Source organism: Ruegeria sp. AM1 (assembly GCF_056540745.1).
Window position 1 is genome coordinate 482,017 of record NZ_JBQFXH010000002.1, and the last position, 24,263, is coordinate 506,279.

21 protein-coding genes and 1 other RNA gene are annotated in these 24,263 nt (G+C 57.4%); 16 read left to right on the forward strand and 6 right to left on the reverse strand.

Annotation, left to right across the window (positions count from 1 at the left end; all coding sequences use genetic code 11):
- Positions 1-165 precede the first annotated feature (165 nt).
- Together ffs and ACR0I7_RS10245 are read right to left on the reverse strand one after the other, a co-directional pair.
- Positions 166-264: signal recognition particle sRNA small type (gene ffs, locus ACR0I7_RS10240), an RNA gene on the reverse strand.
- Positions 265-303: 39 nt separating this feature from the next.
- Entirely contained in the window at positions 304-2,172 is a 1,869-nt protein-coding gene (locus ACR0I7_RS10245) for a bifunctional 2',3'-cyclic-nucleotide 2'-phosphodiesterase/3'-nucleotidase (RefSeq protein WP_480510621.1), read from the reverse strand.
- A gap of 197 nt (positions 2,173-2,369) precedes the next feature.
- Here ACR0I7_RS10245 and nudC point away from each other — a divergent pair, with 197 nt between their 5' ends.
- From nudC to ACR0I7_RS10265, 4 genes are read left to right on the forward strand one after another with little or no spacing between them, the layout of a single operon-like run.
- Positions 2,370-3,353, forward strand: coding sequence for an NAD(+) diphosphatase (gene nudC / locus ACR0I7_RS10250; RefSeq protein ID WP_480510623.1), 984 nt, complete (start codon positions 2,370-2,372; stop codon positions 3,351-3,353).
- Positions 3,354-3,392: 39 nt separating this feature from the next.
- Entirely contained in the window at positions 3,393-3,860 is a 468-nt protein-coding gene (locus tag ACR0I7_RS10255; RefSeq protein ID WP_480510625.1) for an SRPBCC family protein, read from the forward strand.
- A gap of 7 nt (positions 3,861-3,867) precedes the next feature.
- On the forward strand, positions 3,868-4,350 hold the full coding sequence (locus ACR0I7_RS10260; protein ID WP_480510627.1) for an N-acetyltransferase family protein: 483 nt from the start codon (positions 3,868-3,870) through the stop codon (positions 4,348-4,350).
- A 37-nt stretch (positions 4,351-4,387) separates the two neighbouring features.
- On the forward strand, positions 4,388-4,927 hold the full coding sequence (locus ACR0I7_RS10265; RefSeq protein ID WP_480510629.1) for a chloramphenicol phosphotransferase CPT family protein: 540 nt from the start codon (positions 4,388-4,390) through the stop codon (positions 4,925-4,927).
- A 5-nt stretch (positions 4,928-4,932) separates the two neighbouring features.
- Here ACR0I7_RS10265 and ACR0I7_RS10270 read toward each other — a convergent pair whose 3' ends face one another.
- Positions 4,933-5,766: a prephenate dehydratase gene (locus ACR0I7_RS10270; RefSeq protein WP_480510631.1), complete on the reverse strand. Its 834-nt coding sequence runs from the start codon at positions 5,764-5,766 to the stop codon at positions 4,933-4,935.
- Between the two features lie 120 nt (positions 5,767-5,886).
- Here ACR0I7_RS10270 and ACR0I7_RS10275 point away from each other — a divergent pair, with 120 nt between their 5' ends.
- The 5 genes from ACR0I7_RS10275 (at position 5,887) to ACR0I7_RS10295 (ending at position 12,291) form a co-directional block, all read left to right on the forward strand.
- A complete protein-coding gene (locus ACR0I7_RS10275) occupies positions 5,887-6,396 on the forward strand; it encodes a c-type cytochrome (protein ID WP_480510633.1) in 510 nt (169 codons plus the stop codon).
- 174 nt (positions 6,397-6,570) lie between these two features.
- Complete coding sequence (locus ACR0I7_RS10280; RefSeq protein ID WP_480510635.1) at positions 6,571-8,511, forward strand: extracellular solute-binding protein; 1,941 nt, start codon at positions 6,571-6,573, stop codon at positions 8,509-8,511.
- Positions 8,512-8,518: 7 nt separating this feature from the next.
- Positions 8,519-9,607 (forward strand): microcin C ABC transporter permease YejB, encoded by a 1,089-nt coding sequence (locus ACR0I7_RS10285; RefSeq protein ID WP_480510637.1) that lies wholly within the window; start codon positions 8,519-8,521, stop codon positions 9,605-9,607.
- A complete protein-coding gene (locus ACR0I7_RS10290) occupies positions 9,608-10,714 on the forward strand; it encodes an ABC transporter permease (RefSeq protein ID WP_480510639.1) in 1,107 nt (368 codons plus the stop codon).
- Positions 10,711-12,291, forward strand: coding sequence for an ABC transporter ATP-binding protein (locus ACR0I7_RS10295; protein ID WP_480510641.1), 1,581 nt, complete (start codon positions 10,711-10,713; stop codon positions 12,289-12,291). The genes ACR0I7_RS10290 and ACR0I7_RS10295 overlap by 4 nt, the downstream gene beginning before the upstream one ends.
- A gap of 61 nt (positions 12,292-12,352) precedes the next feature.
- Here the strand turns inward: ACR0I7_RS10295 and ACR0I7_RS10300 are convergent, their stop codons facing one another.
- Together ACR0I7_RS10300 and hemN are read right to left on the reverse strand one after the other, a co-directional pair.
- A complete protein-coding gene (locus ACR0I7_RS10300) occupies positions 12,353-14,284 on the reverse strand; it encodes an elongation factor G (RefSeq protein ID WP_480510643.1) in 1,932 nt (643 codons plus the stop codon).
- A 200-nt stretch (positions 14,285-14,484) separates the two neighbouring features.
- Positions 14,485-15,840, reverse strand: a complete 1,356-nt coding sequence (gene hemN, locus ACR0I7_RS10305; RefSeq protein ID WP_480510645.1) for an oxygen-independent coproporphyrinogen III oxidase — start codon at positions 15,838-15,840, stop codon at positions 14,485-14,487.
- A gap of 61 nt (positions 15,841-15,901) precedes the next feature.
- On the opposite strand from hemN, the gene fnrL reads away from it, so the two are divergent.
- Complete coding sequence (fnrL, locus tag ACR0I7_RS10310; RefSeq protein ID WP_480510647.1) at positions 15,902-16,645, forward strand: transcriptional regulator FnrL; 744 nt, start codon at positions 15,902-15,904, stop codon at positions 16,643-16,645.
- A gap of 117 nt (positions 16,646-16,762) precedes the next feature.
- Positions 16,763-18,085, forward strand: a complete 1,323-nt coding sequence (locus ACR0I7_RS10315) for an aminotransferase class I/II-fold pyridoxal phosphate-dependent enzyme (protein WP_480510649.1) — start codon at positions 16,763-16,765, stop codon at positions 18,083-18,085.
- Between the two features lie 49 nt (positions 18,086-18,134).
- Here the strand turns inward: ACR0I7_RS10315 and ACR0I7_RS10320 are convergent, their stop codons facing one another.
- Positions 18,135-18,974, reverse strand: coding sequence for a universal stress protein (locus ACR0I7_RS10320; protein WP_480510715.1), 840 nt, complete (start codon positions 18,972-18,974; stop codon positions 18,135-18,137).
- 195 nt (positions 18,975-19,169) lie between these two features.
- On the opposite strand from ACR0I7_RS10320, the gene ccoN reads away from it, so the two are divergent.
- The 5 genes from ccoN (at position 19,170) to ccoG (ending at position 24,262) form a co-directional block, all read left to right on the forward strand.
- A complete protein-coding gene (ccoN, locus tag ACR0I7_RS10325) occupies positions 19,170-20,777 on the forward strand; it encodes a cytochrome-c oxidase, cbb3-type subunit I (RefSeq protein WP_480510650.1) in 1,608 nt (535 codons plus the stop codon).
- 14 nt (positions 20,778-20,791) lie between these two features.
- Entirely contained in the window at positions 20,792-21,520 is a 729-nt protein-coding gene (gene ccoO / locus ACR0I7_RS10330; protein WP_480510652.1) for a cytochrome-c oxidase, cbb3-type subunit II, read from the forward strand.
- An 11-nt stretch (positions 21,521-21,531) separates the two neighbouring features.
- Positions 21,532-21,717 (forward strand): cbb3-type cytochrome c oxidase subunit 3, encoded by a 186-nt coding sequence (locus ACR0I7_RS10335; RefSeq protein WP_480510654.1) that lies wholly within the window; start codon positions 21,532-21,534, stop codon positions 21,715-21,717.
- Positions 21,714-22,577: a cytochrome-c oxidase, cbb3-type subunit III gene (gene ccoP / locus ACR0I7_RS10340; protein ID WP_480510656.1), complete on the forward strand. Its 864-nt coding sequence runs from the start codon at positions 21,714-21,716 to the stop codon at positions 22,575-22,577. Before ACR0I7_RS10335 ends, ccoP begins: the two co-directional genes overlap by 4 nt.
- A gap of 257 nt (positions 22,578-22,834) precedes the next feature.
- Entirely contained in the window at positions 22,835-24,262 is a 1,428-nt protein-coding gene (gene ccoG, locus ACR0I7_RS10345) for a cytochrome c oxidase accessory protein CcoG (RefSeq protein ID WP_480510657.1), read from the forward strand.
- Position 24,263 lies beyond the last annotated feature (1 nt).

Here is a 24,263-nt window from a genome sequence, read left to right on the forward strand (position 1 = left end):
TGTATTCGAAAACAATCAGACGCACGGATGGCGGGCGCGCATCCATGCGAGATGTGTTCAGGCAGTCAGGAAAATCCTGCGGATCAGAACCGTGCTGCCCGAAGGGTGTTTGATACAATCATGAAAGCCCTCCTGTGGCTGCAGTGTGATCGCCGAAACGGCATAGAGTGAGAGGCTGGACATCGACCCAAGCGGGACTCGTTGTGGCTGCTTCCTTCCGGACCTGACCAGGTTGGCGAGGCGCTCGCCCGCGCCAACCTCTCACCGAGTGATATAGGGGGTCGGCCATGACTTGGCAACCCGTCAGAACTGAAGCCGAATCCGCAGGAAACCATCGCCGTCCTGCCCCAGAAGCTGCGGCCTGAAGGGGGCAAGCTCGTCAAGAAACTGTTCGGCATGGGGGCTGGTTTTCAAAATCGCCCCAGTTCCGGGCAGCGGTACAAAGGAAAACGGGTGTGGCGCGCTTTCCAGACGGTCTTTGGGAAGTTTCCCGGACAGATAGCCGCGCAGGATGTCCTGAATGCGCAACGGCGGCAGATCGATCGCCTTTGCAGGCAGTGCGATCGGGAAGTATCCGCCGCCATTGGCGCGGTAGTTGTTGAGCGCCACAATGAATTCCTGATCGTGCCCGACCGGCTTGCCATCATATCTCAGATCCCGAATTCTGGAATGCGAGGGGTCGGTCTGGCGTCCCCGATCATCGAAACGCGCAGGCTGCGTCAGGTCGATTCTGTAGGTCACGCCATACAGAACATCAAAGTTATGTCCGGCGCGTCTGGCATCAACCAACTCAGCGTCATTGTGCCGATCCAGCACGTTGAACAGCCCTGCTGACATTTCCAGCCAATCGCGTATCTGATCGCCCTTCACCCGGATCGCGCGCAGCTCGTTCGGGAAGACATGCAGATCGATGACATTGCGCATCGATATGTCGCCGGCAGGGACATGCGTATAATAACGCGGCCCTGCGCGTCCGCCAAATTTGCAGGGGGCCGTGGCTGACAAGATCGGCACTGAGGCCGGCAGCTTGCCTTGCAGGATGCTGCGCAGCGCGGCGGCCTGGGCTGCGGCAACCAGAGTCAGCCCCCGATCAGGAACGCAATAGCTGAAATAGCTGTGCAGAACATGTGGCACGTGGCCAACCGGCACTTTGGCGCGCGCGCGTGTTGCTCTGTGGCCCTCAGCGAAAAGCTGTTTCGTATCAGGGTGCTCGGGGACCGACGAGGTAGAGGTTGAATCGGACGAGATATGAATCGGACGCAGTTCAGCGGCGCTGTTGGTGATGTGCCAACCTCCCGATCCAGCAGGTTTGATTGACAACTGAATGACACCCAGATGCGACCCGGTCGACCCGGCCATCACAACTGGTTTGCCATGAATATGGCCGGTACCGTTGTCGACCTGCGGCAGACTGTCATGCGATTTTCCGGGAAACGTCAGATGCGAGTGCCCGGCGACGATAACGTCAAGCCCCTCAATCTCGGCCAGTGGGACAACCGCATTTTCCAGATTGGGCACCGCTTCGGCTTGCCCCAGACCAGAATGCGCAAGTGCGATCACCAGATCACACCCCTTCTGGCGCAACAGGGTGACGGTCTCGCGTGCGGTTGTCAGAATGTCCGAAACTGTAACCTGACCTGCCAGCAGATGCGCCTCCCATTGAAGTGTTTGCGGTGGCAGCAGTGATATGACGCCGATCCGGATCGGCCATTCCCGCCCATCCAGCGCCACCGAGCGCGACAGAATGGCGTAAGTCTGCCAGCCATGATCGGCCTGCAGGCTTTGCATGTTGGTGCAAATCACCGGGCAGGATGCGTCGGCCAAGATGTGATCCAGCGTGGGCAGGCCAAAGCTGAAATCGTGATTGCCCAGCCCGATGGCATCATACTTCAACGCGTTGAAGGCGTTTATCAGGGGATGTACGGCCTCTTTCTGATCAACGGCCCATTCACCAAATGGCGTGCCCTGAAAGGCATCTCCGTTGTCGAACAGCAGTGACAATACGCCGTCGTCTATCGCCTGCTGTTGCGCCGCGTTGATCAGCGTTGCAGTGCGCGCGAAACCGACCGTCGGATCCGGACAGTCTGCATAATAGTCGTAGCTGGTCAGATGCATGTGCAGGTCAGTAGTGGCGAGTATCTGAATGCGCGCCTGCGTGTCGCGATTCTGCATCTGACAAAACGGGTCGTTCTTATTCAAATCGTTCTTCTTTTGGCGGTATGCGAGAAGGTAATTTCTCTTAGAAGTAGAATACATATAAACTTCTGAACATCCATGGGTCATTCGCTCATGCGGTGTTTTTGACGCACAAACAGATTGCGCTGCCCAACAAGCCGTGGCAGCCCTTGGCGGAAACCAGAGGGACAGTAATGAAACGTGCGGAACAGGTGACATTTGGCGGTTCGGGTCTGAACCGCGCGGCCGATATTCGAACCGACCCGAAAAAGCTGACGATGACACAGGATGATCCTGCCGCACGTTGCCTTGTGCTGTGGCGCGGCAAGCTTTTGGTCGTCGGGGACGCACTGGATCAGCTGGCCCTGATCCCGATGTCGCATGATTTGGTGCAAAACGGCCCCGGTGGTCGGGTTGAGGCCCCGGTGTTTCTGGGTCTGACCGAGGCGCAGGCCCCTCTGTTCGCACTGGATATCTCAACCTGGGCTGCGGACGGGCAGGACCTCTCGGGCATGGGTGGGTTTGTTGACCAGACTGAACAGCGGCATCCGCAATTACCCGAGGATCATGTCTTTGCCGAGCTGCGCCGCATTATGACGCGACTTTCGCCGCGCGATGCCGAACTGGCTGCGACCGCCAAAGCGGTGATTGGCTGGCATGAAACACACCGGTTCTGCGCATGTTGCGGCGCGCCCAGTGACGTGGCGCAAGCCGGTTGGCAGCGGAGCTGCCCAACCTGTGGCGCGCAGCATTTCCCGCGCACCGACCCTGTGGTCATCATGTTGATCACCCATGGCGACAGTGTCCTGATGGGACGGTCACCGGGGTGGCCCGAGGGGATGTATTCGCTGCTCGCCGGCTTTGTCGAACCGGGTGAAACGCTTGAGGCCGCCGTGCGGCGGGAAGTGATAGAAGAGGCCGGAGTCTCGGTTGGGGCGGTTCAGTACCTCGCCAGCCAGCCCTGGCCATTTCCCGCATCCCTGATGTTCGGTTGTGCGGGTATGGCGCTGTCACGCGAGATCCGGATCGATCCGGTCGAGATCGAAGATGCGCTCTGGGTCAGCAAGTCCGAAATGATGCAGGCCTTCGCGGGTGAGCATCCCAAGCTTCTGCCCGCCCGAAAAGGCGCGATCGCGCATTTTTTGTTGCAGAACTGGCTTGCAGATACGCTGGACTGACGAAACACTGAGGCATAGGCAAGAGAAGCAAAGACAAACATGCAGTTTTCAGCGCGCGAGGATATTGAGGCACCGATCGAAGCGGTATTCGGCATGGTGGCCGATTTCGAGCGGTTTGAACGTATGGCCATGCGCCGAGGTATCGACGTGCGCCGCGTCAACGATGATGCCGCTGTCTCTGTGGGGACGATTTGGGAAACCGAAATCAAGGTACGTGGAAAACCCCGGCAGGTTTCGGTGATGATGAGCAGTTACGAGCGGCCCGATCTGATGCGGTTTGAGACCACCAGCAAGGGCCTTATGGGGCTCACAACAATCGAGCTCCTGGCACTGTCCCAGCGCAGAACACGGCTGAGTATGGACATATCGCTCTCTGCCAAATCCTTGCCGGCGCGGCTGTTGCTGCAGTCTCTCAAGCTGGGCAAGGCACGCTTTCGCCGTCAGTTCCAGCTGAGGCTCAGCGAGTTTGCCCGCGAACTTGAAGAGCGTCATCTGCACGGAGCATAATGCGATGATGAACCCCTCGAAGTCTCCTCCGGTTCTCCGTAAGGCTGACAAGGATGATGCAGAGGATTTGGCGTCAGTTCTGCATGCGCTCATCGCTGCCGGAAAACGCAGCAAACCTGGCGATGCCGCGTTTGCGTTGTCTCACTATCTGGCGCATCCTGATCAGATCGTGTGTACCCTTGCTTTGGACCAGCAGAACAAGGTTCTGGGCTTTCAATCCCTCAAGCGCGCTGTCGAAGATAACCCTTATGGCGCGCCGGTGGGCTGGGGCGTAATCGGAACGCATATCAGGCCATCTGCCGCCCGCAAGGGTATTGGACGCGCGCTTTTCCAAGAGACGCTTAAAGCCGCCAAATCCCAAAGCTTGCCAGCGATCGATGCCACAATCGGTGCAACCAACGCCGAAGGGTTGGGTTACTACAAGGCGATGGGCTTTCGCGCCTACCGGTCCAACGATGGCGCGATTTCGAAGGTATTTCGGCTGGGATAGGTTGCAGTGCCTGAACTGATTGAGATGGAGATGGATTTTGTCGCAGATCATTTTTCTGCATGGCGCGTCCAGCAGCGGAAAATCAACGATCGCCCGCGCCCTGCAAAGCCAGATCGAGCTGCCATTCTGGCATATCTCGATTGATCACCTGCGGGATTCAGGGATGTTGCCATCCGAGCGTTTTAGGTCCGGTGAATTTAGTTGGCAGGACGCAAGAGCGGCTTTTTTTGAGGGTTTTCACAACGCGCTCGCGGCCTATGCGAATGCGGGAAATAATCTCATCGTCGAGCACATTCTGGACACGCCGGGCTGGGCCGACACGCTGCGGACCCTATTTAAGCCGCATGATGTACTGTTTGTCGCCGTACACTGCCCGATTGCCGAGCTTGTCATACGGGAAAAGGCGCGTGGTGATCGCCCGCGGGGCAGCGCCGAACAGGATCAAAAGACAATACATCAGGGTCGGGTTTATGACCTTGAAGTCAACTCGCCTGACGGGGTCGCGGCGAATGTAAAAAGAATACTGCGGGCATGGCGCAGTACAGAGCGCCGTTCGGAGTTCTCTGCAGGGCTTTGAAAAGGCTAGCCGCGCGGCGCTGCGGCTGGGTAGACGCCCAGAATTTCCACGTTGGTTGTGAAATGCGCCAACTCGTCCAATGCAAGCTGTACATTGCGGTCATCGGGATGTCCGACGATATCCGCGTAGAACTGCGTTGCGGTGAATGACCCATCGACCATATAGCTTTCCAGCTTGGTCATGTTGATCCCGTTGGTCGCAAACCCGCCCATCGCTTTGTACAGCGCGGCAGGGATGTTGCGGACTTGAAATACAAAACTGGTGATCATTCCATGCGCACCGCGGCGCGATTCGTCGGCCTCGCGCGACATGACAAGAAATCGGGTTGTGTTGTCGCCGTGATCTTCGATGTGCCGCGCCAGCACATTCAGACCATAAATTTCGCCCGCCAGTTCACTGGCCAGCGCGGCAGAGTGGATCTCGCCCGCTTCGGAGACTTCGCGGGCCGCGCGTGCATTGTCTGGGCTGACACGTCCACGAATGTCGTGCTGTTTCAGAAAACCCGCACATTGCGGCAACAACACCAGATGCGAATGGGCTTCGGTGATGTCATCAAGCGCTGCCCCCGGAACGCCCAGCAAGTTGATGTGTACACGCACAAATGCTTCGTCAATGATGTGCAGCCCGCTATGCGGCAACAACCGATGAATATCCGCGACGCGGCCATAGGTGGTGTTTTCCACCGGCAGCATCGCCAGATCCGCATCGCCTGCGCGCACTGATTCGATCACATCTTCAAATGTACGGCAGGGCAACGCCTCCATATCGGGCCGCGCGTTGCGGCAGGCCTCGTGACTATAGGCGCCGGGTTCACCCTGAAATGCGATGCGTTTGGTCATTTGGTCGTTTCCGTGCAACAAGTTTCTTGAATTGGGCGTTTAGTCGCGGTGTCTATACCTTGCCTCTTGCAAGGGGAAGCCTTAGACACCCCGCAGACAGCTGAAATGGACTCGCGATCAATGTTCGACACGATGACAGTTACCAAGGCCGCTGCTGGCCTGTTTGGAACCTTTCTGGTGCTTCTTCTCGCCAAGTGGGGGGCGGATGTTCTCTATCATGTAGGCGGGCACAACGCCGAAGCAGCCTATATCATCGAAACTGACAGCGCCGGCGAAAGCGCTGACGGCGAAGAGGTTGTGTTCGAAGATATGCTGGCCGCCGCCGATCCTGAAAAGGGTGCCCGCGTGTTCCGCAAGTGTACCGCTTGCCACAAGCTGGAAGATGGCGCCAATGGCACTGGCCCGTATCTGTACGCGATTGTAGATCGCCCGGTTGCCTCGGCTAAAGGCTTCACCGGTTACTCGGCAGCCATGCAAGCGCATGGTGGCAACTGGACCCCTGAAGCGCTGGATGCTTTCCTGACGCGCCCCAGCGGTTACATTCAGGGCACTTCGATGAGCTTTGCGGGCCTGAAAAAACCGCAAGAGCGCGCCGATCTGATCGCGTATCTGCAGACAATCGGCAACTGATCTTCAGTAGCCCGGACGAATTCCAAAGCCGCTGCCCCATGCAGCGGCTTTATTTTTTGTCTAAGAAAAACTTCACAAAGCGATCACGCATTCTAAACTTGCAACTGAGAGTGCTGGTCTTTTAGCTAGCTAGAACAAAGTTAAAAACTGTAACAAACCGCAGGAGAGGCTGGCATGGCAAGACGAGATTTCCGGGACGCCCAGTTTGGTTTTAACCGCAGATCGACGTTGAAGCTGCTGGGTGCCAGCGCGCTGACGTCAGCCATTACCCCAGTTGCAAGCTATGCTGCGGGCGTGGACGAAGAGGAAATCATCCTGTCTCATGGCTACTCATTCTTCGGAGATTTAAAGTACCCGGCGGATTACACGCATTTTGACTATGTCAATCCGAACGCTCCGGTCGGGGGTGAGATTTCGGTTAGCACCCGTGGGACATTCGATGGCATGAACCGCTTCAACTGGCAGGGGCGGGCAGGCCTCTATTCCGGGTTGATAGCTGAGGGCATGTTCGGCAGTGGACCTTTCGGAACCGAAACGCCGGCGGATTCGATCACAGAACAGTATTGCCTGATCGCGGAAGCTGTCGAATACCCTGTCAGCAAAGAGTGGTGCGTGTTCCACATGCGCCCAGAGGCACGGTTTTCGGACGGAACGCCGCTGACTGCGCATGATGCCGCGTTCACACATGATCTGTTTCTGGAGCAGGCAATCCGCAGCTATGCGCGCGCGGTAAAGCAGCGGATCGAAGGCTATGAAATCATCGATGACCATACGATTAAGTATAATTTTGTCGATGACATCTCGCGCCGGTCTTTGATTTCGCAGGTGGGAAACACGCCGGTGTTTTCGAAAGACTGGTATGAGCGCACAGGTGAGCGGCTCGACAAGCAAAGCTGGAACACTCCGATGGGCAGTGGGCCGTATGTCGTCGACAGCTATGAGGCCAATCGGTTCATCGTCTATAAACGCAACCCGGATTACTGGGGCTGGCATCTACCAATCAACAAGGGACGCCACAATTTCGAGCGCGTCAGGGTTGAATACTTTGCAGATGACGCGGCCGAGTTCGAGGCGTTCAAGGCCGGACTTTATACATTCCGGGCGGAAGGCAGCACTAAGAAATGGGCTACGGGCTATGACTTCCCAGCCGTAAGGGAAGGATATGTCAAGCTTGAGACGCTGCCCGACATGAGGCCGCCGACGCCGTCCGGGTTTGTCTTCAACCTGCTGCGCGAACCCTTTACGGACATCAAAGTACGCGAGGCGCTGGGCCTGGCTTTTAACTTTGAGTGGACCTCAGATTCGCTGCAATATGGCCTGACGAGTCAGCGTCACTCGTTCTCGGAAAACTCTGAAGTTCAGGCCAATGGAGTGCCCGAAGGGGCCGAGAAAGCCTTTTTGGAAAGCCTCGGCGATGTTGTCCCGGCAGAGATGTTTACAGCAGAGGCGGTTACCGCACACAGCTCCAGTCCTGCGCGTACTGTTGATCGTAGGAACAAGCGCAAAGCGCTGAAGCTGCTGGAAGAGGCGGGTTGGACCATCGATAGCAATGGTAGGCTCCGCGACGCTGATGGTGAACTCATGCAGTTCAAAATCATGTTGTCGGCTTCGTCTTCTGACACGGTTGAAGCCATCATCACGACCTTCATCGAAACGCTCAAAAATTTCGGCGTAACGGTCGAGGCTGAAAAGGTCGACAGTGCACAATATGCCCAGCGGTATTATGACAAAGACTGGGACATGATGTATTTCCGCAATCAACCGTTTGAAACGGCCAGTACTGCATTGAAGCAGGCCTATGGCTCGGAAACCGCCGTCGTTTCGTCGTACAACCCGCAGTCGCTGCAGGATCCGCTGATCGACGCTATCATCGAAGAGTCGCTGCTTACCAAGTCGCGTGAAGAAGAGATCGCAGCGCTGCAGGCACTGGACCGCGCGCTGCGCTTCCTCCGTATTCAGATTCCCGCAGGATACGTGGCCGAGTACTGGGTTGCCTACTACGACATCTTTGAACACCCCGAAGAGTTGCCGCCACGAGGGCTTGGCTATCTCGATTTCTGGTGGTTTAACGAAGAAAAATATAAGGCGCTTAAGGCCGCCGGCGCATTGAGGTAGCACACGCGTGGGAGCATATATTCTAAGACGATTATTGCTGGTAATCCCAACGCTGATTGGGATCATGATCGTCAACTTCACACTGGTTCAGTTCGTGCCCGGTGGCCCGATCGAGCAAATCCTGGCTCAAATGCAGGGCGAGGGTGACGTCTTTGCCGGGTTTGCCGGAGGAGATGGCGGCGGACAGGTTGAAGAAACCTTTGGCTCGGACAGCGAATATGTCGGTGCGCGCGGGCTGCCGAAAGAATTCATCGAGGAACTCGAGAAAGAGTTCGGTTTCGACAAACCACCGGTTGAGCGTTTTCTCACAATGATGGGAAACTATCTGACGCTGGACTTTGGTCAGAGCTACTTTCGCTCTATCAGCGTGATCGATCTGGTGCTTGAGAAAATGCCGGTCTCAATTTCGCTGGGTCTGTGGTCGACGCTGATTGCCTATATGGTGTCCATTCCAATGGGCATCCGCAAGGCGGTCAAGGATGGGTCGCCCTTTGACACATGGACAAGTGGCGCGATCATTGTTGCCTATGCCATTCCGGGCTTCCTTTTTGCCATTCTGTTGCTGGTGCTGTTTGCGGGTGGTTCATACTGGCAGATTTTCCCGCTGCGGGGCCTGACCTCGGATAACTGGGACAACCTGAGCCTGCTTGGTAAGATCGCAGACTATTTCTGGCACATCACATTGCCGGTCATTGCCCTGACGATCTCTGCCTTTGCGACGCTGACCCTTTTGACGAAGAACTCGTTTTTGGATGAGATCAAGAAGCAGTATGTCATGACCGCTCGTGCCAAAGGCGTGAGCGAGCGCAGGGTGCTGTATGGCCATGTGTTCCGCAACGCGATGTTGATCGTGATTGCGGGGTTCCCGGCTGTTTTCATCGGTGTGTTCTTCAGCGGTTCGATCATCATTGAGACGATTTTCTCGCTGGATGGTCTGGGTCGGCTTGGGTTCGAGGCTGCGGTGGCGCGCGACTATCCTGTTATCTTCGGCACGCTTTTCATCTTTGGCTTGATGAGCCTTGTCGTAGGTATCATCAGTGATCTGATGTACGTCCTTGTCGACCCCCGTATCGATTTCGAAAAGCGGGAGGGGTAAATGGCACTCTCCCCGCTTAATCAGCGCCGATGGCGCAATTTTCGCCGTAACAGCCGGGCTTTCTGGTCGCTGATCATTTTTTCGGTTCTGTTTGGCTTGTCGCTGTTTGCCGAATTCATCGCCAATGACAAACCTATCCTTGTGAAATATCGGGGGGAGTTCTTCACTCCGATCTTCAACTTCTATCCGGAAACAAGGTTTGGCGGGGATTTTCAGACCGAGGCGATCTATCGCGACCCAGAGGTCATGTGCCTGATCGACAGTGGTGGTTTGGATCAGTGTTTTGACGACCCGGAAGGGATCATCGAACAGATTGATGCAGGCACCTTTCAGGCGGATGGGTTTGAACGCGGATGGGCGGTTTGGCCTCTCATTCCCTATTCGTTCAACACCAGTGTGGATCGCCCGGGCGCTGCCCCGCTTCCGCCCAACGGTCAGAATTTGCTAGGTACCGACGACACCAAGCGCGATGTGCTGGCGCGAGTCATATACGGTTTCCGGCTCTCGATCCTGTTCACATTGTTCGTGACAGGGGCGGCCAGCCTGATCGGGATTTTTGCGGGCGCGATCCAGGGATATTTTGGCGGTTGGCTGGATTTGATCTTCCAGCGCATCATTGAAATCTGGTCGGCGACGCCGTCGCTATATGTGATCATCATCATGTTTGCGATCTTGGGACGAAGTTTCTGGCTGCTGGTGTTTCTGATGATCCTGTTCGGATGGACCGGCCTTGTTGGTGTTGTGCGCGCCGAATTCCTGCGCGCGCGGAACCTTGAATACGTGCGCGCAGCCAAGGCGCTGGGCGTGGGCAATATGACGATCATGTTCCGCCACATGCTGCCCAATGCCATGGTGGCGACGCTGACATTCATGCCGTTCATCGTGACCGGAACCATTGGCGGTTTGGCCAGCCTCGATTTTCTTGGCTTTGGCTTGCCCTCGTCAGCCCCGTCTCTGGGTGAGATGACGTTGCAGGCCAAGCAGAACCTGCAGGCCCCATGGTTGGCCTTCACAGCGTTTTTCACCTTTGCAATCATGCTGTCGCTGCTGGTTTTCATCTTTGAAGGCGTCCGCGATGCGTTTGATCCCAGAAAGACCTTCTCATGAGCCTGCTGGATGTGAACAACCTCAAGGTCTCGTTCCGGCAGGACGGGCAGCTGAGCGCGGCGGTCAAGGGGGTGTCTTTCACCGTCGACCGGGGTGAGACGGTTGCGCTGGTGGGCGAATCCGGTTCGGGCAAATCCGTGACTGCGCTCAGCACCGTGTCTTTGCTGGGCGACAGTGCGATTGTCGAAGGGGCTGTCACGTATGACGGGCAAGAGATGATCGGCGCGTCTGAAAAGCATCTGATGGATGTTCGGGGCAATGACATCAGCTTTATCTTTCAGGAGCCGATGACCTCGCTCAACCCGCTGCACACGATCCAGAAACAGATGGCTGAATCTCTGGCCCTGCATCAGGGGGTCACGGGCGATGCGGCGCGGGATCGGATTATTGAGCTGTTGGACAAGGTTGGTATCCGCGATCCCGAAGAACGTCTGGACAGCTATCCGCACCAATTGTCCGGTGGGCAGCGCCAGCGGGTGATGATTGCCATGGCGCTGGCGAACAAGCCGGACATTCTGATTGCGGATGAACCCACAACGGCGCTGGATGTGACCATTCAGGCGCAGATCCTCGAACTGTTGGCGGAGTTGCAGAAGTCCGAGAATATGGGGATGCTGTTCATCACCCATGATCTGGGCATTGTGCGGCGGATTGCGGACCGTGTCTGCGTTATGAAAGATGGCGAGATTGTTGAGACCGGCGCCACCGCCGACATCTTTGACAACCCGCAGCATCCCTATACCCAAAAACTGCTGGCGGCCGAACCGTCCGGGCGACCCGATCCTGTCGCCCATGGCGCGGAAGAGGTTGCGCGAACGGATCACCTAAAGGTCTGGTTTCCTATCCAACGCGGTTTCATGAAGCGAACGGTCGGCTATGTGAAGGCGGTGAACGACGCAACACTCAGCGTCCGCGCAGGTGAGACTATTGGCATCGTGGGCGAAAGTGGCTCGGGCAAGACGACGCTGGCATTGGCCATCATGCGGCTGATTGCGTCCGAAGGGGGCATTACCTTTCGGGATGAAGATGTCCGGCGCTGGTCTACGCGCGAATTGCGTCGGCTGCGCAAAGATATGCAGATCGTGTTCCAAGACCCGTTTGGCAGCCTCAGCCCGCGTATGACCTGCCAACAGATCATTGCCGAAGGGCTGGCGATACACAAAGTCGACCCGCATCGTGCGCCGCGCGATCTGGTGGCCGAAGTGATGACCGAGGTTGGGCTCGATCCCGCAGTAATGGACCGCTATCCGCATGAATTCTCAGGCGGCCAGCGGCAGCGCATTGCCATCGCTCGTGCGATGGTCTTGCGGCCCAAGCTGTTGGTTCTGGATGAGCCGACCAGCGCCCTGGACATGACCGTTCAGGTGCAGATCGTCGATCTTCTCAGGGACCTGCAACGTAAATACGGGCTTGCTTATCTGTTCATCAGCCATGACCTCAAGGTTGTGCGGGCGATGTCTCATAGTGTGATCGTCATGCGAAACGGTGATGTGGTCGAAATGGGGTCGGCCGAGGCGCTGTTTGAGAACGCGCAAACCGACTACACCCGCGAGCTTATTGCGGCCGCGCGAATGTAGCGATCTGCGTCTTAAGCGCATCGGCACCCGTAAATATCGCCGGGTGCCGCAACACGCGCTGCTATGCGCTGGCCATCTTTTCCCGGTCTGCGGGTTTTGGAACGGGGCCTCGCAACTCCTCATAGTGATCGAATTGCAATCTGACCCACCCGGTTCCGCGCGTCGCGCTGGCAAGGGTGCGGTGCAATTCATCCTGAGCCACCGCCGGCAATTGCGCATTGAAGATTTCCCAACCTGATGCGTTCGGGTTGCCCTCAAAGCCCAGAACCTGCCCCTGCAGCGAACTGATCGTTGGAACAAGATCACCGACAAATTCTGACGGCAGGTGAATTTCGGCGCTCAGGATCGGCTGCAAGACCACCGGTTTGGCCTGTGGCAGGGCCTCGCGCACCGCGTTTTTTCCGGCGGTCCGGAACGCGTAGTCCGAGCTGTCGACATTATGGTGCTTGCCATCGCTCAACGTGACTTTAACGTCGACAACGGGGAACCCTTCGGGCCCCTGTTCAAGCGCGTCTTTGGCTCCATGTTCGACCGATGGGATATAGTTCTTGGGCACTGCTCCCCCTTTGACGATCTCTTCGAACTGAAACCCCGATCCGCGCGGTGTGGGCGCGACCGAGATGACCACATCGGCGAACTGCCCGGCCCCTCCGGATTGCTTGCGGTGACGGTGGCGGTGTTCGATGGCCGAGCGGATCGTCTCGCGATAAGCGGTCTCGACCGGCGCGGCCTCGATTTCGACGCCAAAGTCTTCGGCCAGCTTGGCGGTGACCCGTCGCATATGTTGCGGTCCCTGAGAGCCCAGGATCGCATGGCCGCTAAGCTCATCCTGCTCCAGATGCAGCCCTGGATCGATCTCGACCAGCCGCCCAAGGGCATTGGACAGGCGCACATCGTCGCGTTCATGCGCGGGTGAAACAATCTGCCGATGGGCCATCGGATGCGACGCGGCCCATTCGGGCAAAGGCGATGCACTGCGGCTGTCATACAGAAAGCCCGGATTGAGGTGATCGGACTTCACGGCCAGTCCGATCTGTCCGGCCTCAAGCTGGCTGATCTGGGTTCTGGCATCCAGCGATGTGAGGTTCCCAACGGTTTCGCCCCCCAGTGCCTCGTGTGCTTTGATCCCTTCGCCCAATCCCCGCAGGACGATGATCTTGCCAATATGCTTCTTTACATCGGCAAAACCGGCAATGGCGCGGGCGTTTTCAGCCGCCTCATCCCGTCCTGCTGCGATGTCGAATTCAGGGGCTTCGTGGCGTAGGGCTTTCATCAGGCGGGTCAGCCCGTTGCCATGGCTTGCCGCGCCAAGACAGGCCGGGATCAGCTGATGGTTTTGCAGCACCTGCGCCGCCAGGCCATAGATTTCATCACTGGGCGGCTGTTTGTCCTCGATCAGTTGCTCCAGCAGGTGGTCATCAAAATCCGACAGGGTTTCCAGCAGTTCTGCGCGCGCCTCCTGTTCGCGATCCTCCACCGATTGCGGCAGCTCAATCAGGGCCGAGGGTTGGCCTTCCTGATACTTCCACGCTCGTTCCGAGATCAGATCAACCGCGCCGATGATCGTGTCCCCCTCGCGGATCGGAACCTGCCGCAGAGTGATATGGTGGGTACAGAAGGTTTGCAGCGACGCGATGATGTCGCGAATCCGGCCATTTGGATTGTCCATCCGGTTGATGAACAGAAAACAGGGGATGCCCGCCTCTTCGACCAGCCTGAGATAGGGCGCGCACAGAACGGCGGCGTCCGGGTCGGGTGGCACAACCACAACCGCGGCGTCCGAGATCGCCATGGCGGGACCCACATAGGCCAGCGCATCCCCGCCGCCATCCACATCGATCGCACACCAGGGTTCGTTCAGGTAAGAAAAACCGTGCAGATGCACGGTTCCGGAAATATCGAATGTTGTGGGCCGCCCGTCGAGGCGGCTGATGGCCTCGACCAGGGTTGATTTGCCCGATTGGCTGGGGCCGAGGACGGTGAAAACGCGCATGAATGCTGTCCCTCTTTCAGGTTGCAGAACGGCTGCGCGAAAGGGGTTGTCGAACGCGTTTGCGTCGGCATGTAACTGGCTGTGTCTTGGCCTGCCTCAGGTTGCGGGGACGTTTCCCCGCGCCCTGAGTGTGGAAAAAACTCAAGGCACGCGTCAAGCCCCGTCGTTTATTGCCCGCGTTGCAGCCCGTAAGCTCAGCGTCAGATTGCCGAGCTGTGACCGGCCTCATTCAGATCATAGGCGTCAAAGCTGCGTGCGATCATTCTGGTCAGCGGCCTTGCGTCGGGTGGGATGTAAAGCCCCTCATTCGTGATCTTCAGAAGCCCGTCAAATGCCGCGTTTGCTGTTTTGTACATCTGCTGCAACTGCGATGCCGAGATGTCGTGGTCACGCAGAATCTCAGCCGTGTCGATCCGGAAATCGCACATGATCGCCTCAATCAGCCGGGCGCGCAGAATGTCCTCTCCTTTAAAGAGGTGCCCGCGTGAGGTCGAGAAGCGGCCCGCGCGAATGGCTTTGGTATGCGCCGATGTGGCTGGGGCATTCTGGGCATAGCCTTGCGGGAATCGGGAAATCGAGCTGGCACCAACACCGATCAGCACGTCGGCCTGATCATCGGTATAGCCCTGAAAGTTCCGTTTCAGCCGGCCGGCTTTCAACGCGTGGGTCAGCCCGTCGTCCTGTGTGGCAAAGTGATCGATGCCGATTTCGGCATAGTTGTCCCACATGAACAGGCGGCGCGCCGTATCGAATAATTCGAGCCGCTGTTCCGGTGTCGGCAGTGCATCTGATGGGATCAGTTGCTGACGTTTGGCCATCCATGGCACATGCGCATACCCGTAAAGAGCAACCCGATCCGGATTCAGTGACAGAAGCTTTTGAACACTCTCGGTCATTCGCGTTTTCGTCTGATGCGGCAGGCCGTACAGAATATCCGCATTCAGGCTTGAGATGCCGCGCGCCCGGATCATGTCGATTGCGTTGCGCGTGGTGTCATAGCTTTGGATACGGCCAATGGTTTTCTGAATTTCGTCATCGAAATCCTGCACACCGATTGAGGCACGGTTCATGCCGGAGTCAGCCAGCGCATCCAGCCGCGCCTCGTCGATCTCATTGGGATCGATTTCCACCGAAAACTCGGCATTTGGCCCCATCGGGACGATGTCCAGAATATGGCCAGCCAAATCCCGCATCAGGTCCGGGTTCAACAGTGTCGGTGTACCACCTCCCCAATGCAGCCGTGACAGGGTGATACCGGCGGGCAGGCGCTGGGCCAATAGGTCCAGTTCGGCCTTCAGAACATCCACATAGGCCACAACCGGATTGTCGGTTTGTGTGCCCTGCGTCCGGCAGGCGCAGAACCAGCACAATCTGCGGCAGAACGGGACATGGACATACAAAGAGATCTGGCTGCCGAGCGCGAGCCCCGAAATCCAGTCGCCAAAACGATCAGGCCCCACATCATTGTTGAAGTGGGGTGCGGTGGGATAGCTTGTGTAGCGCGGCACTTTCGCGTCAAAAAGTCCGAGCTTTGCCAATTGTGGTTTCACTAACATATAGGTACCGTTATGAGATGACCGGCTCTGGAACCTTGACCGAGATCAAGTGGACACGCGAATGACACTGACTGTACAATTTGACCATTCCAACTGCGAAGGCTGCCCGATCCGCCACAGGGCGGTTTGCGCGCATTGTGATGCGGACGAGATCGACGAACTGGAAGGCATCAAATACTATCGCAGTTTTGAAGCCGGGCAGACCATTATCTGGTCCGGCGACCAGATGAACTTTGTCGGCTCTGTCGTCTCGGGCATCGCCTCGCTGACGCAGACGATGGAAGATGGTCGGACTCAGATGGTCGGTCTGTTGCTACCTAGCGATTTTGTGGGACGGCCGGGACGTGATACCGCGCCATATGACGTGGTCGCGACAACGGATGTCGTTATGTGCTGCTTTCGCAAAAAGCCGTTCGAAAGCATGATGAACGAAACCCCCCATATCGCGCATCGCCTGCTGCAGATGACGTTGGACGAACTGGATGCGGCGCGTGAATGGATGTTGGTGCTGGGCCGAAAAACGGCACGGGAAAAAATCGCCAGCCTTCTGTCAATTATTGCGCGCCGGGATGCATCGGTCACCCAGAAAGGTTTGTCGGGATCAATCGTATTCGATCTGCCCCTGACCCGAGAAGCAATGGCGGACTATCTTGGGCTGACTCTGGAAACGGTGAGTCGCCAGATTTCCGCGCTCAAGAAAGACGAAGTGATCCTGCTTGAAGGCAAGCGTCGTGTCACAATCCCCGACATGGGGCGCCTGATGGAAGAAGCGGGTGATGATACAGACGGCGGCTTCCCGGTATAGATGACAATATGCGGCCGGCCTTTTCTATGGCTGCAGGCTATCTAATGCGGATTTTGCAATAGGATTTGCCCGAAAGGCGGGATGGCGGCACTCTGTATCCGACAACCGGAGGATCAGATGCCACAGCTTGCTCATCGCCCATGGGTCCCAGCCCAATCTGAGGATTATGTTCAGAACATCGCCCGTGATGTTGCTTTGCAAGAGCCTTCTGTGATCGATGGCCGCGTTTCTGAGCTGATCGCCCGCAACCTGGAAATCCACGATACCGAATGCTTCAATCTGAACCCAGCGACCAACGTGTTGAACCCCCGCGCCGAAGCCGCTTTGTCAGCAGGCTTGGGCAGCAGACCGTCGCTTGGCTATCCCGGCGACAAATACGAGATGGGCCTTGAGGCAATCGAGGAAATCGAGGTGATCGCGGCCGAGTTAGCCGCCCGTGTGTTTCAGGCGCGATATGCTGAGATTAGAGTAGGGTCTGGCGCGCTGGCCAATCTCTATGGCTTTATGGCCCTGACCAGCCCAGGCGATACTATCATTGCGCCGCCCGCTGATATTGGGGGTCATGTGACCCATCATAAGGATGGCTGCGCGGGCCTTTATGGATTGCACACCCTACATGCACCCGTTGATTCGGATGGCTATAGCCTTGACCTGTCCGAACTACGCCACGTGGTCAGGACGCACAGGCCCAAGCTTATCACGGTTGGCGGGTCGCTGAACCTGTTCCCGCATCCCGTTTCCGCGGTGCGTGAGATCGCGGATGAGGTCGGGGCGCATGTGTTGTTCGATGCGGCGCATCAATGCGGAATTATCGCGGGTGGCGTCTGGCGCAATCCGCTGAACGAAGGCGCGCATCTGATGACGATGAGCACTTACAAAAGCCTTGGTGGTCCGGCGGGTGGTCTTATCGTCACCAACGATGCTGAGATCGCGCAGCGGCTGGACGCGATTGCCTTTCCCGGTCTCACGGCGAATTTTGATGCGGCTAAATCAGCATCTCTGGCGATATCCCTGTTGGATTGGATCGAGTTTGGCCCGGCCTATTCGCAGGCCATGGTCGATCTTGCGCAGGCACTGGCTGACGAGATGGAAATGGCCGGCCTGCCCGTGTTCACCGGGCGCGGCGGTGCCACCATGTCGCATCAATTCGCGCTTGAGGCAGCACCTTTCGGAGGTGGTCAGACGGCCTCGAAAACATTGCGGCAGGCCGGGTTTCTCGCGTGCGGGATCGGCCTGCCGATTGCGCCGGTTCCCGGTGATATGAACGGGTTGCGCATCGGTACGCCCGAACTGGTCCGGCGCGGCGTTGCGCCCTCTGATGCTGCTGAGCTCGCAGCCCTGATTGCTGAGGCGTTCAGGTCTGATGATCCCCGCAGATTGGCGCCGCGCGTGCGTGACTTGCGCGCGGGGTTTCAGGGAATGCACTACATGCGCGCCTAGACGAACCGGGTGGTCCGGCGGCCGAGAGCACCTGCGGCGATGAGTCCCCTCAGTGCGTCAGAAAGACGGGTACGGACGAGCGTTCCAGCATGTTACGGGTGGCACCGCCCAGAATGGCCTCACGGAAGCGGGAATGACCATAGGCTCCCATAACAATCATATCGGTTTCGGTGTCGATCGCATGGCGATTCAGAATGTCGGATACGCGCGTCATGGTTTTGCTCAGGACGTCGATCTCGCATTTCACGCCGTGTCTGGCCAGCATCTGAGACAGCATACCACCGGGGTCGGAACGGTCGGGCCCGTGGCTCGGCGGGTCGATCACAACGATTCGCACCAACTCTGCTTGTTTCAGAAAGGGCAGGGCCCGGCGAATTGCGTTCATCGCCTCAATGCTTTCATTCCATCCGATCATCACGTTGCGCGGATGAGAGAAAGGCTGCGCTTCGTCGGGAACCACCAGAACCGGCGCATGGCCTTCAAACATCGCGGCTTCGACGATGGCTTCTGCCTCGGTCTTGCGATCCTTGCCATAAGGTTTGGGCAGCAACACAAGATCGGAAAAGCGCGCCCGGTGGGCGACATGACGACTCAGATCCGAAATCTGCGCTACACCGTTTTCGGCAGACCAGCGCACTCCGGTCTTTCCCATGAAATCCTGGGCGAAGGTGAGGATCTCTTCGGCTTCCGCATTCGCTCGGCTCAGCGTTTCCTGCAGAATCAGGGCGTTGGCGCCGGCATAGTAATACCCGGTCTGACTGCGATCCACGCCAAGGCACAGTGTCTCAGCATGCGCATCCTGCGCCTCGGCCAGCGCCGCCATCTGGGCCAACGCAGGTTTCGCAAAGCGGGTTTCGGTCATGATCGTGAGAAGAGATTTATACGCCATTTCGACCTCGTTTTTCGAAGCGGTCAGCCTGAGAAGACCCGCAAACATATTCATTCGTTTATGCGTGTCACAGAAAACGCGCTATTGTCTTGATGCAGATCAAAGCAGAAATCGCCGCTGTTGGACGATACAGCAGCCAGTCAAATAGGTTCCGTGCGGCACGAAACAGCGCGGGGCATGGCAAAGGGACGCAATATGTCAAATTACATCAAGCTGATCGTGCTTGGTCTCGTCGTGGTGTTTGCTGCGATAGGGTCCAACTATGCACGCGATTTGGCGTATCAGGTACATGCAATTCTGGTGATGTTGATCGCCGGCGGCTTGTTCATCTGGACGCTTAGAAACACCGATGAGCCAGATATTCTTGTCGATCGCTCCGGAGAGTACATGGATGACGTGATCCGCTATGGCGTGATCGCGACCGCATTCTGGGGCGTAGTCGGGTTCCTCGCAGGGACCTTCATTGCGTTCCAGCTGGCCTTTCCGGGTCTCAACTTTGAATGGGCGCAGGGCTATCTGAACTTTGGCCGTTTGCGTCCGCTGCATACATCAGCGGTGATTTTTGCCTTTGGGGGTAACGCGTTGATCGCAACCTCGTTCTATGTGGTCCAGCGGACAAGCGCCGCGCGCCTGTGGGGCGGAAATCTGGCTTGGTTCGTGTTCTGGGGGTATCAGCTATTCATCGTGCTGGCCGCGACCGGCTATGTCCTGGGTGGCACGCAGTCCAAGGAATATGCCGAGCCTGAGTGGTATGTCGACCTGTGGCTGACCATCGTCTGGGTGGCCTATCTGGCCGTGTACCTCGGTACGATCATCAAGCGGAAAGAACCTCACATCTATGTGGCCAACTGGTTCTATCTGGCCTTCATCGTCACCGTTGCCATGCTGCACTTGGTCAACAACATGACTATTCCAGTCAGCATCTGGGGCTCGAAATCGGTGATCGTCTGGTCGGGTGTTCAGGATGCGATGATCCAGTGGTGGTACGGCCACAATGCTGTCGGCTTCTTCCTGACTGCGGGCTTCCTGGGCATGATGTACTACTTCATCCCGAAACAGGCCGAGCGTCCGGTGTTTAGCTACAAGCTGTCGATCATCCACTTCTGGGCTCTGATCTTCCTGTATATCTGGGCCGGTCCGCACCACCTGCACTATACCGCGCTGCCTGACTGGGCTTCGACGCTGGGTATGGTGTTCTCTGTCGTGCTGTGGATGCCGTCCTGGGGTGGTATGATCAACGGTCTGATGACCCTGTCGGGCGCTTGGGACAAGCTGCGCACTGACCCGATCATCCGTATGATGGTCATCTCGGTCGGCTTCTATGGTATGTCTACTTTCGAGGGTCCGATGATGTCGATCCGCGCTGTGAACTCGCTTAGCCACTACACCGACTGGACCATTGGCCACGTGCACTCGGGCGCGTTGGGTTGGAACGGCATGATCACCTTTGGTGCGCTGTACTTCCTGGTGCCCGTCCTGTGGAAGCGTGAGCGTCTGTACTCGCTGCAGATGGTCAGCTGGCACTTCTGGCTCGCTACCATCGGCATCGTGCTTTACGCCGCGTCGATGTGGGTCACCGGTATCATGGAAGGCCTGATGTGGCGCGAGGTGGATGCCAACGGCTTCCTGGTGAACTCGTTCGCCGACACTGTGGCTGCCAAGTTCCCGATGTACGTGGTGCGTGGTCTAGGTGGGGTCCTGTTCCTCGCTGGCTCGGTGATCATGTGCTACAACCTGTGGATGACTGTACGGAAAGCGCCGGCCAAAGAAGCCAGCCTGACCGTTGCAGTCCCGGCTGAATAAGGAGGGCCGGAGCAATGGCAATTCTCGACAAACATAAGATCCTCGAGACCAACGCGACCCTCCTGCTGATCTTCAGCTTTCTGGTCGTGACCATCGGTGGCATCGTTCAGATCACCCCGCTGTTCTATCTTGAGAACACAATCGAGAAGGTGGAGGGCATGAGGCCCTACACCCCTCTCGAAATGGCGGGGCGCGAAATCTACATCCGCGAAGGCTGCTATGTCTGCCACAGCCAGATGATCCGCCCGATGCGGGATGAGGTCGAACGCTATGGCCACTACTCGCTGGCGGCCGAGTCGATGTATGACCACCCGTTCCAGTGGGGATCGAAACGCACGGGGCCTGATCTGGCGCGCGTCGGTGGCCGCTATTCGGACCAGTGGCACGTGGATCACATGCGCGATCCGCAGTCGGTTGTGCCGGAATCGGTGATGCCGAAATATGGCTTCCTCGAAAATCGCAAGATCGACGGCAAGTATATCGGTGACATCATGGCGGCAAACGCGCTGGTCGGGACGCCTTATACCGACGAGATGCTGGAAAACGCTGTGGCTGATTTCCGCGCGCAGGCCGATCCGGACAGCGATTTTGATGGTCTGCTGGAACGCTATGGCGAAAAGGTCAACGTACGGAACTTTGATGGTCAGCCCGAACTGACCGAGGCCGATGCGCTGATCGCCTACCTGCAGATGCTGGGCACGCTGGTCGACTTCTCGACCTTCACCCCGGACGCAAGCCGTTAAAGGAGGATGTGATGGAAGAATACACACTCCTGAGACAGTTCGCGGACAGTTGGATGCTGTTGCTGTTGTTCCTGTTCTTCATTGGCATCGTAGTCTGGGTTTTCCGCCCCGGTGCCAGCAAGGAATATAAGGACACCGCTAACATCCCCTTCCGGCATCAAGACAAACCCGCCGAATCCGAGGAGGCGAGTAAATGAGCAAGACACCTGAAAAACAGCCGGGTGATCCGAACACAACGGGTCACAGCTGGGACGGTATCGAAGAGTTCGACAATCCGATGCCGCGGTGGTGGCTGTGGACCTTCTACGTCACGATCATTTGGGCTGTGATCTATACGATCATGTACCCGGCGTGGCCTCTGGTCCAATCGGCGACTGCGGGCGTTATGGGCTGGTCCTCACGCGCGCTGGTGCAAGAGGAAATGGTTGCGTTCGAGGAAGCAAACGCCCCGTGGAACGCCAAGCTTGTCGAAACTCCGCTGGACGATATATCCAAGGATCCCGAGTTGCAGCAATATGCTGTTAACGCCGGTGGCGCGGTTTTCCGGACATGGTGCGCCCAGTGTCATGGTTCTGGTGCGCAGGGTGCGCCCGGTTTCCCGAACCTGCTGGATGATGCATGGCTTTGGGGTGGGACATTGGATGACATCGTCACCACCGTCAGCTATGGTATCCGCAGCGAGGAAAGCGATGATACACGCTACTCCGAAATGCCGGCTTTTGGCGAAATCCTCGAACATGACGAGATCACGCAAGTGGTTCAGTATGTGATGTCGCTGACCAATGCCCAGACTGATGATGCTGCTGCGCAAGCCGGCAAGGTTGTCTTCGAAGACAACTGCGCGGCTTGTCATGGCGAAGACGGCAAAGGCGACGTCTTCCAAGGCGCTCCGAATCTGACCGACGCCATCTGGCTTTATGGGGGCAGCGAAGAAGCTCTGACCGAAACCGTAACCAACAGTCGGTTTGGCGTCATGCCGCCGTGGGATACCCGCCTAACCGAGGCGCAAATCCGTGCGGTTTCGGCCTATGTCCACCAGTTGGGTGGCGGTCAGTAAGTGTAATGAGATACCTTCGGGCGGCTTGCCGCCCGAAGGCTTGGGTGCCGGCTGTTCCATCTGTTCGCGCGTTTCCTGAACAGCCGGTGCCCTTCTAACACAATAAAAACAAGGTCCATGGCGGTCCAGATTCGTGATAGGCTGTTGGGTGTGACAAAAGGTGTCTTCGCGATGCGCTTTTGACACATATCAAAGTTGCCGCCTGTATGATCTGGGACAAGCCACAACATTAGCGCCGTACTTGGTGGAGCCAGCCCGTGAGCGATTCCAACCCCGCCCCCAGCCTCTATGCTGCCAGGGAGCCGATATTTCCCAGACGTGTGTCCGGGCCATTCCGTAACCTCAAATGGATCATTCTGGTGGTCACGCTGGGTATCTACTACCTGACGCCATGGATCAGATGGGATCGGGGTCCCAGTTTACCGGATCAGGCGGTTCTGCTGGATCTGGCCAACCGGCGCTTTTACTTCTTCTGGATCGAGATTTGGCCGCACGAGTTCTATTTTGTGGCGGGCTTGCTGATCATGGCGGGCCTCGGACTGTTTCTGTTCACCTCGGCGCTGGGACGGGTCTGGTGTGGCTATGCGTGCCCGCAAACGGTCTGGACCGACCTGTTCATTCTGGTCGAACGCTGGATTGAGGGCGACAGAAATGCCCGCCTGCGTTTGCACCGCCAGAAGAAACTGGATTTTCGCAAGGCCCGGTTGCGCGTCACAAAGTGGGTCGCGTGGGTGCTGATTGGTCTCGCGACCGGCGGGGCATGGGTCTTTTATTTCGCGGACGCGCCGACACTGCTGCGTGATCTGGTCACTGGAAATGCCCATCCGGTTGCCTACACAACTGTTCTGATTCTGACCGGGACGACCTTCCTGTTTGGCGGTTTCGCACGCGAGCAGATTTGTATCTATGCCTGCCCATGGCCCAGGATTCAGGCAGCCATGATGGACGAGGATACCCTGGTTGTTGGCTACCGCGAGTGGCGCGGAGAGCCGCGCGGTAAGGGCAAGCGAACTGCAGATTCAGAGCTTGGGGACTGCATCGACTGTATGGCCTGCGTCAATGTCTGTCCCGTTGGCATCGACATTCGGGATGGCCAGCAACTGGAATGCATCACCTGTGCTTTGTGCATCGATGCATGCGACGACATGATGGAAAAGATCGGCAAGCCGCGCGGGTTGATCGATTATATGGCTCTGAGTGATGAGACACACGAGCGCGCCGGGCAAGCACCCAAGAGTGTGTGGAAGCACATCTTCAGGGCGCGCACGATTATGTATACCGCTCTCTGGTCGCTGGTGGGCATTGCGTTGCTGTTCGCGCTGTTTATCCGCTCGGATATCGACCTGACGGTTGCCCCCGTGCGGAACCCGACATTTGTGACAATGTCGGATGGCACGATCCGCAATACGTATGATGTACGTCTGCGGAACAAGCATGGCGATGATCGCATGTTCAAGCTTTCGCTCAGCGGTGATCCAGCGCTGCAGATCGAGATTGAGGGCGTGGACCTCGATACCGTCAATGTTACTGCGGATACCGCGCAGTTGACCCGTGTCTACATCACGGCCGCGAAAGAGACCGGTCCAGCGGCGGCAGATACGACGCCGGTCCGCATCTGGGTTGAGGACCTGAGCAATGGTGAACGCGCCTCAAAAGACACCACATTCAACGGGCGAGGAGAGTAAT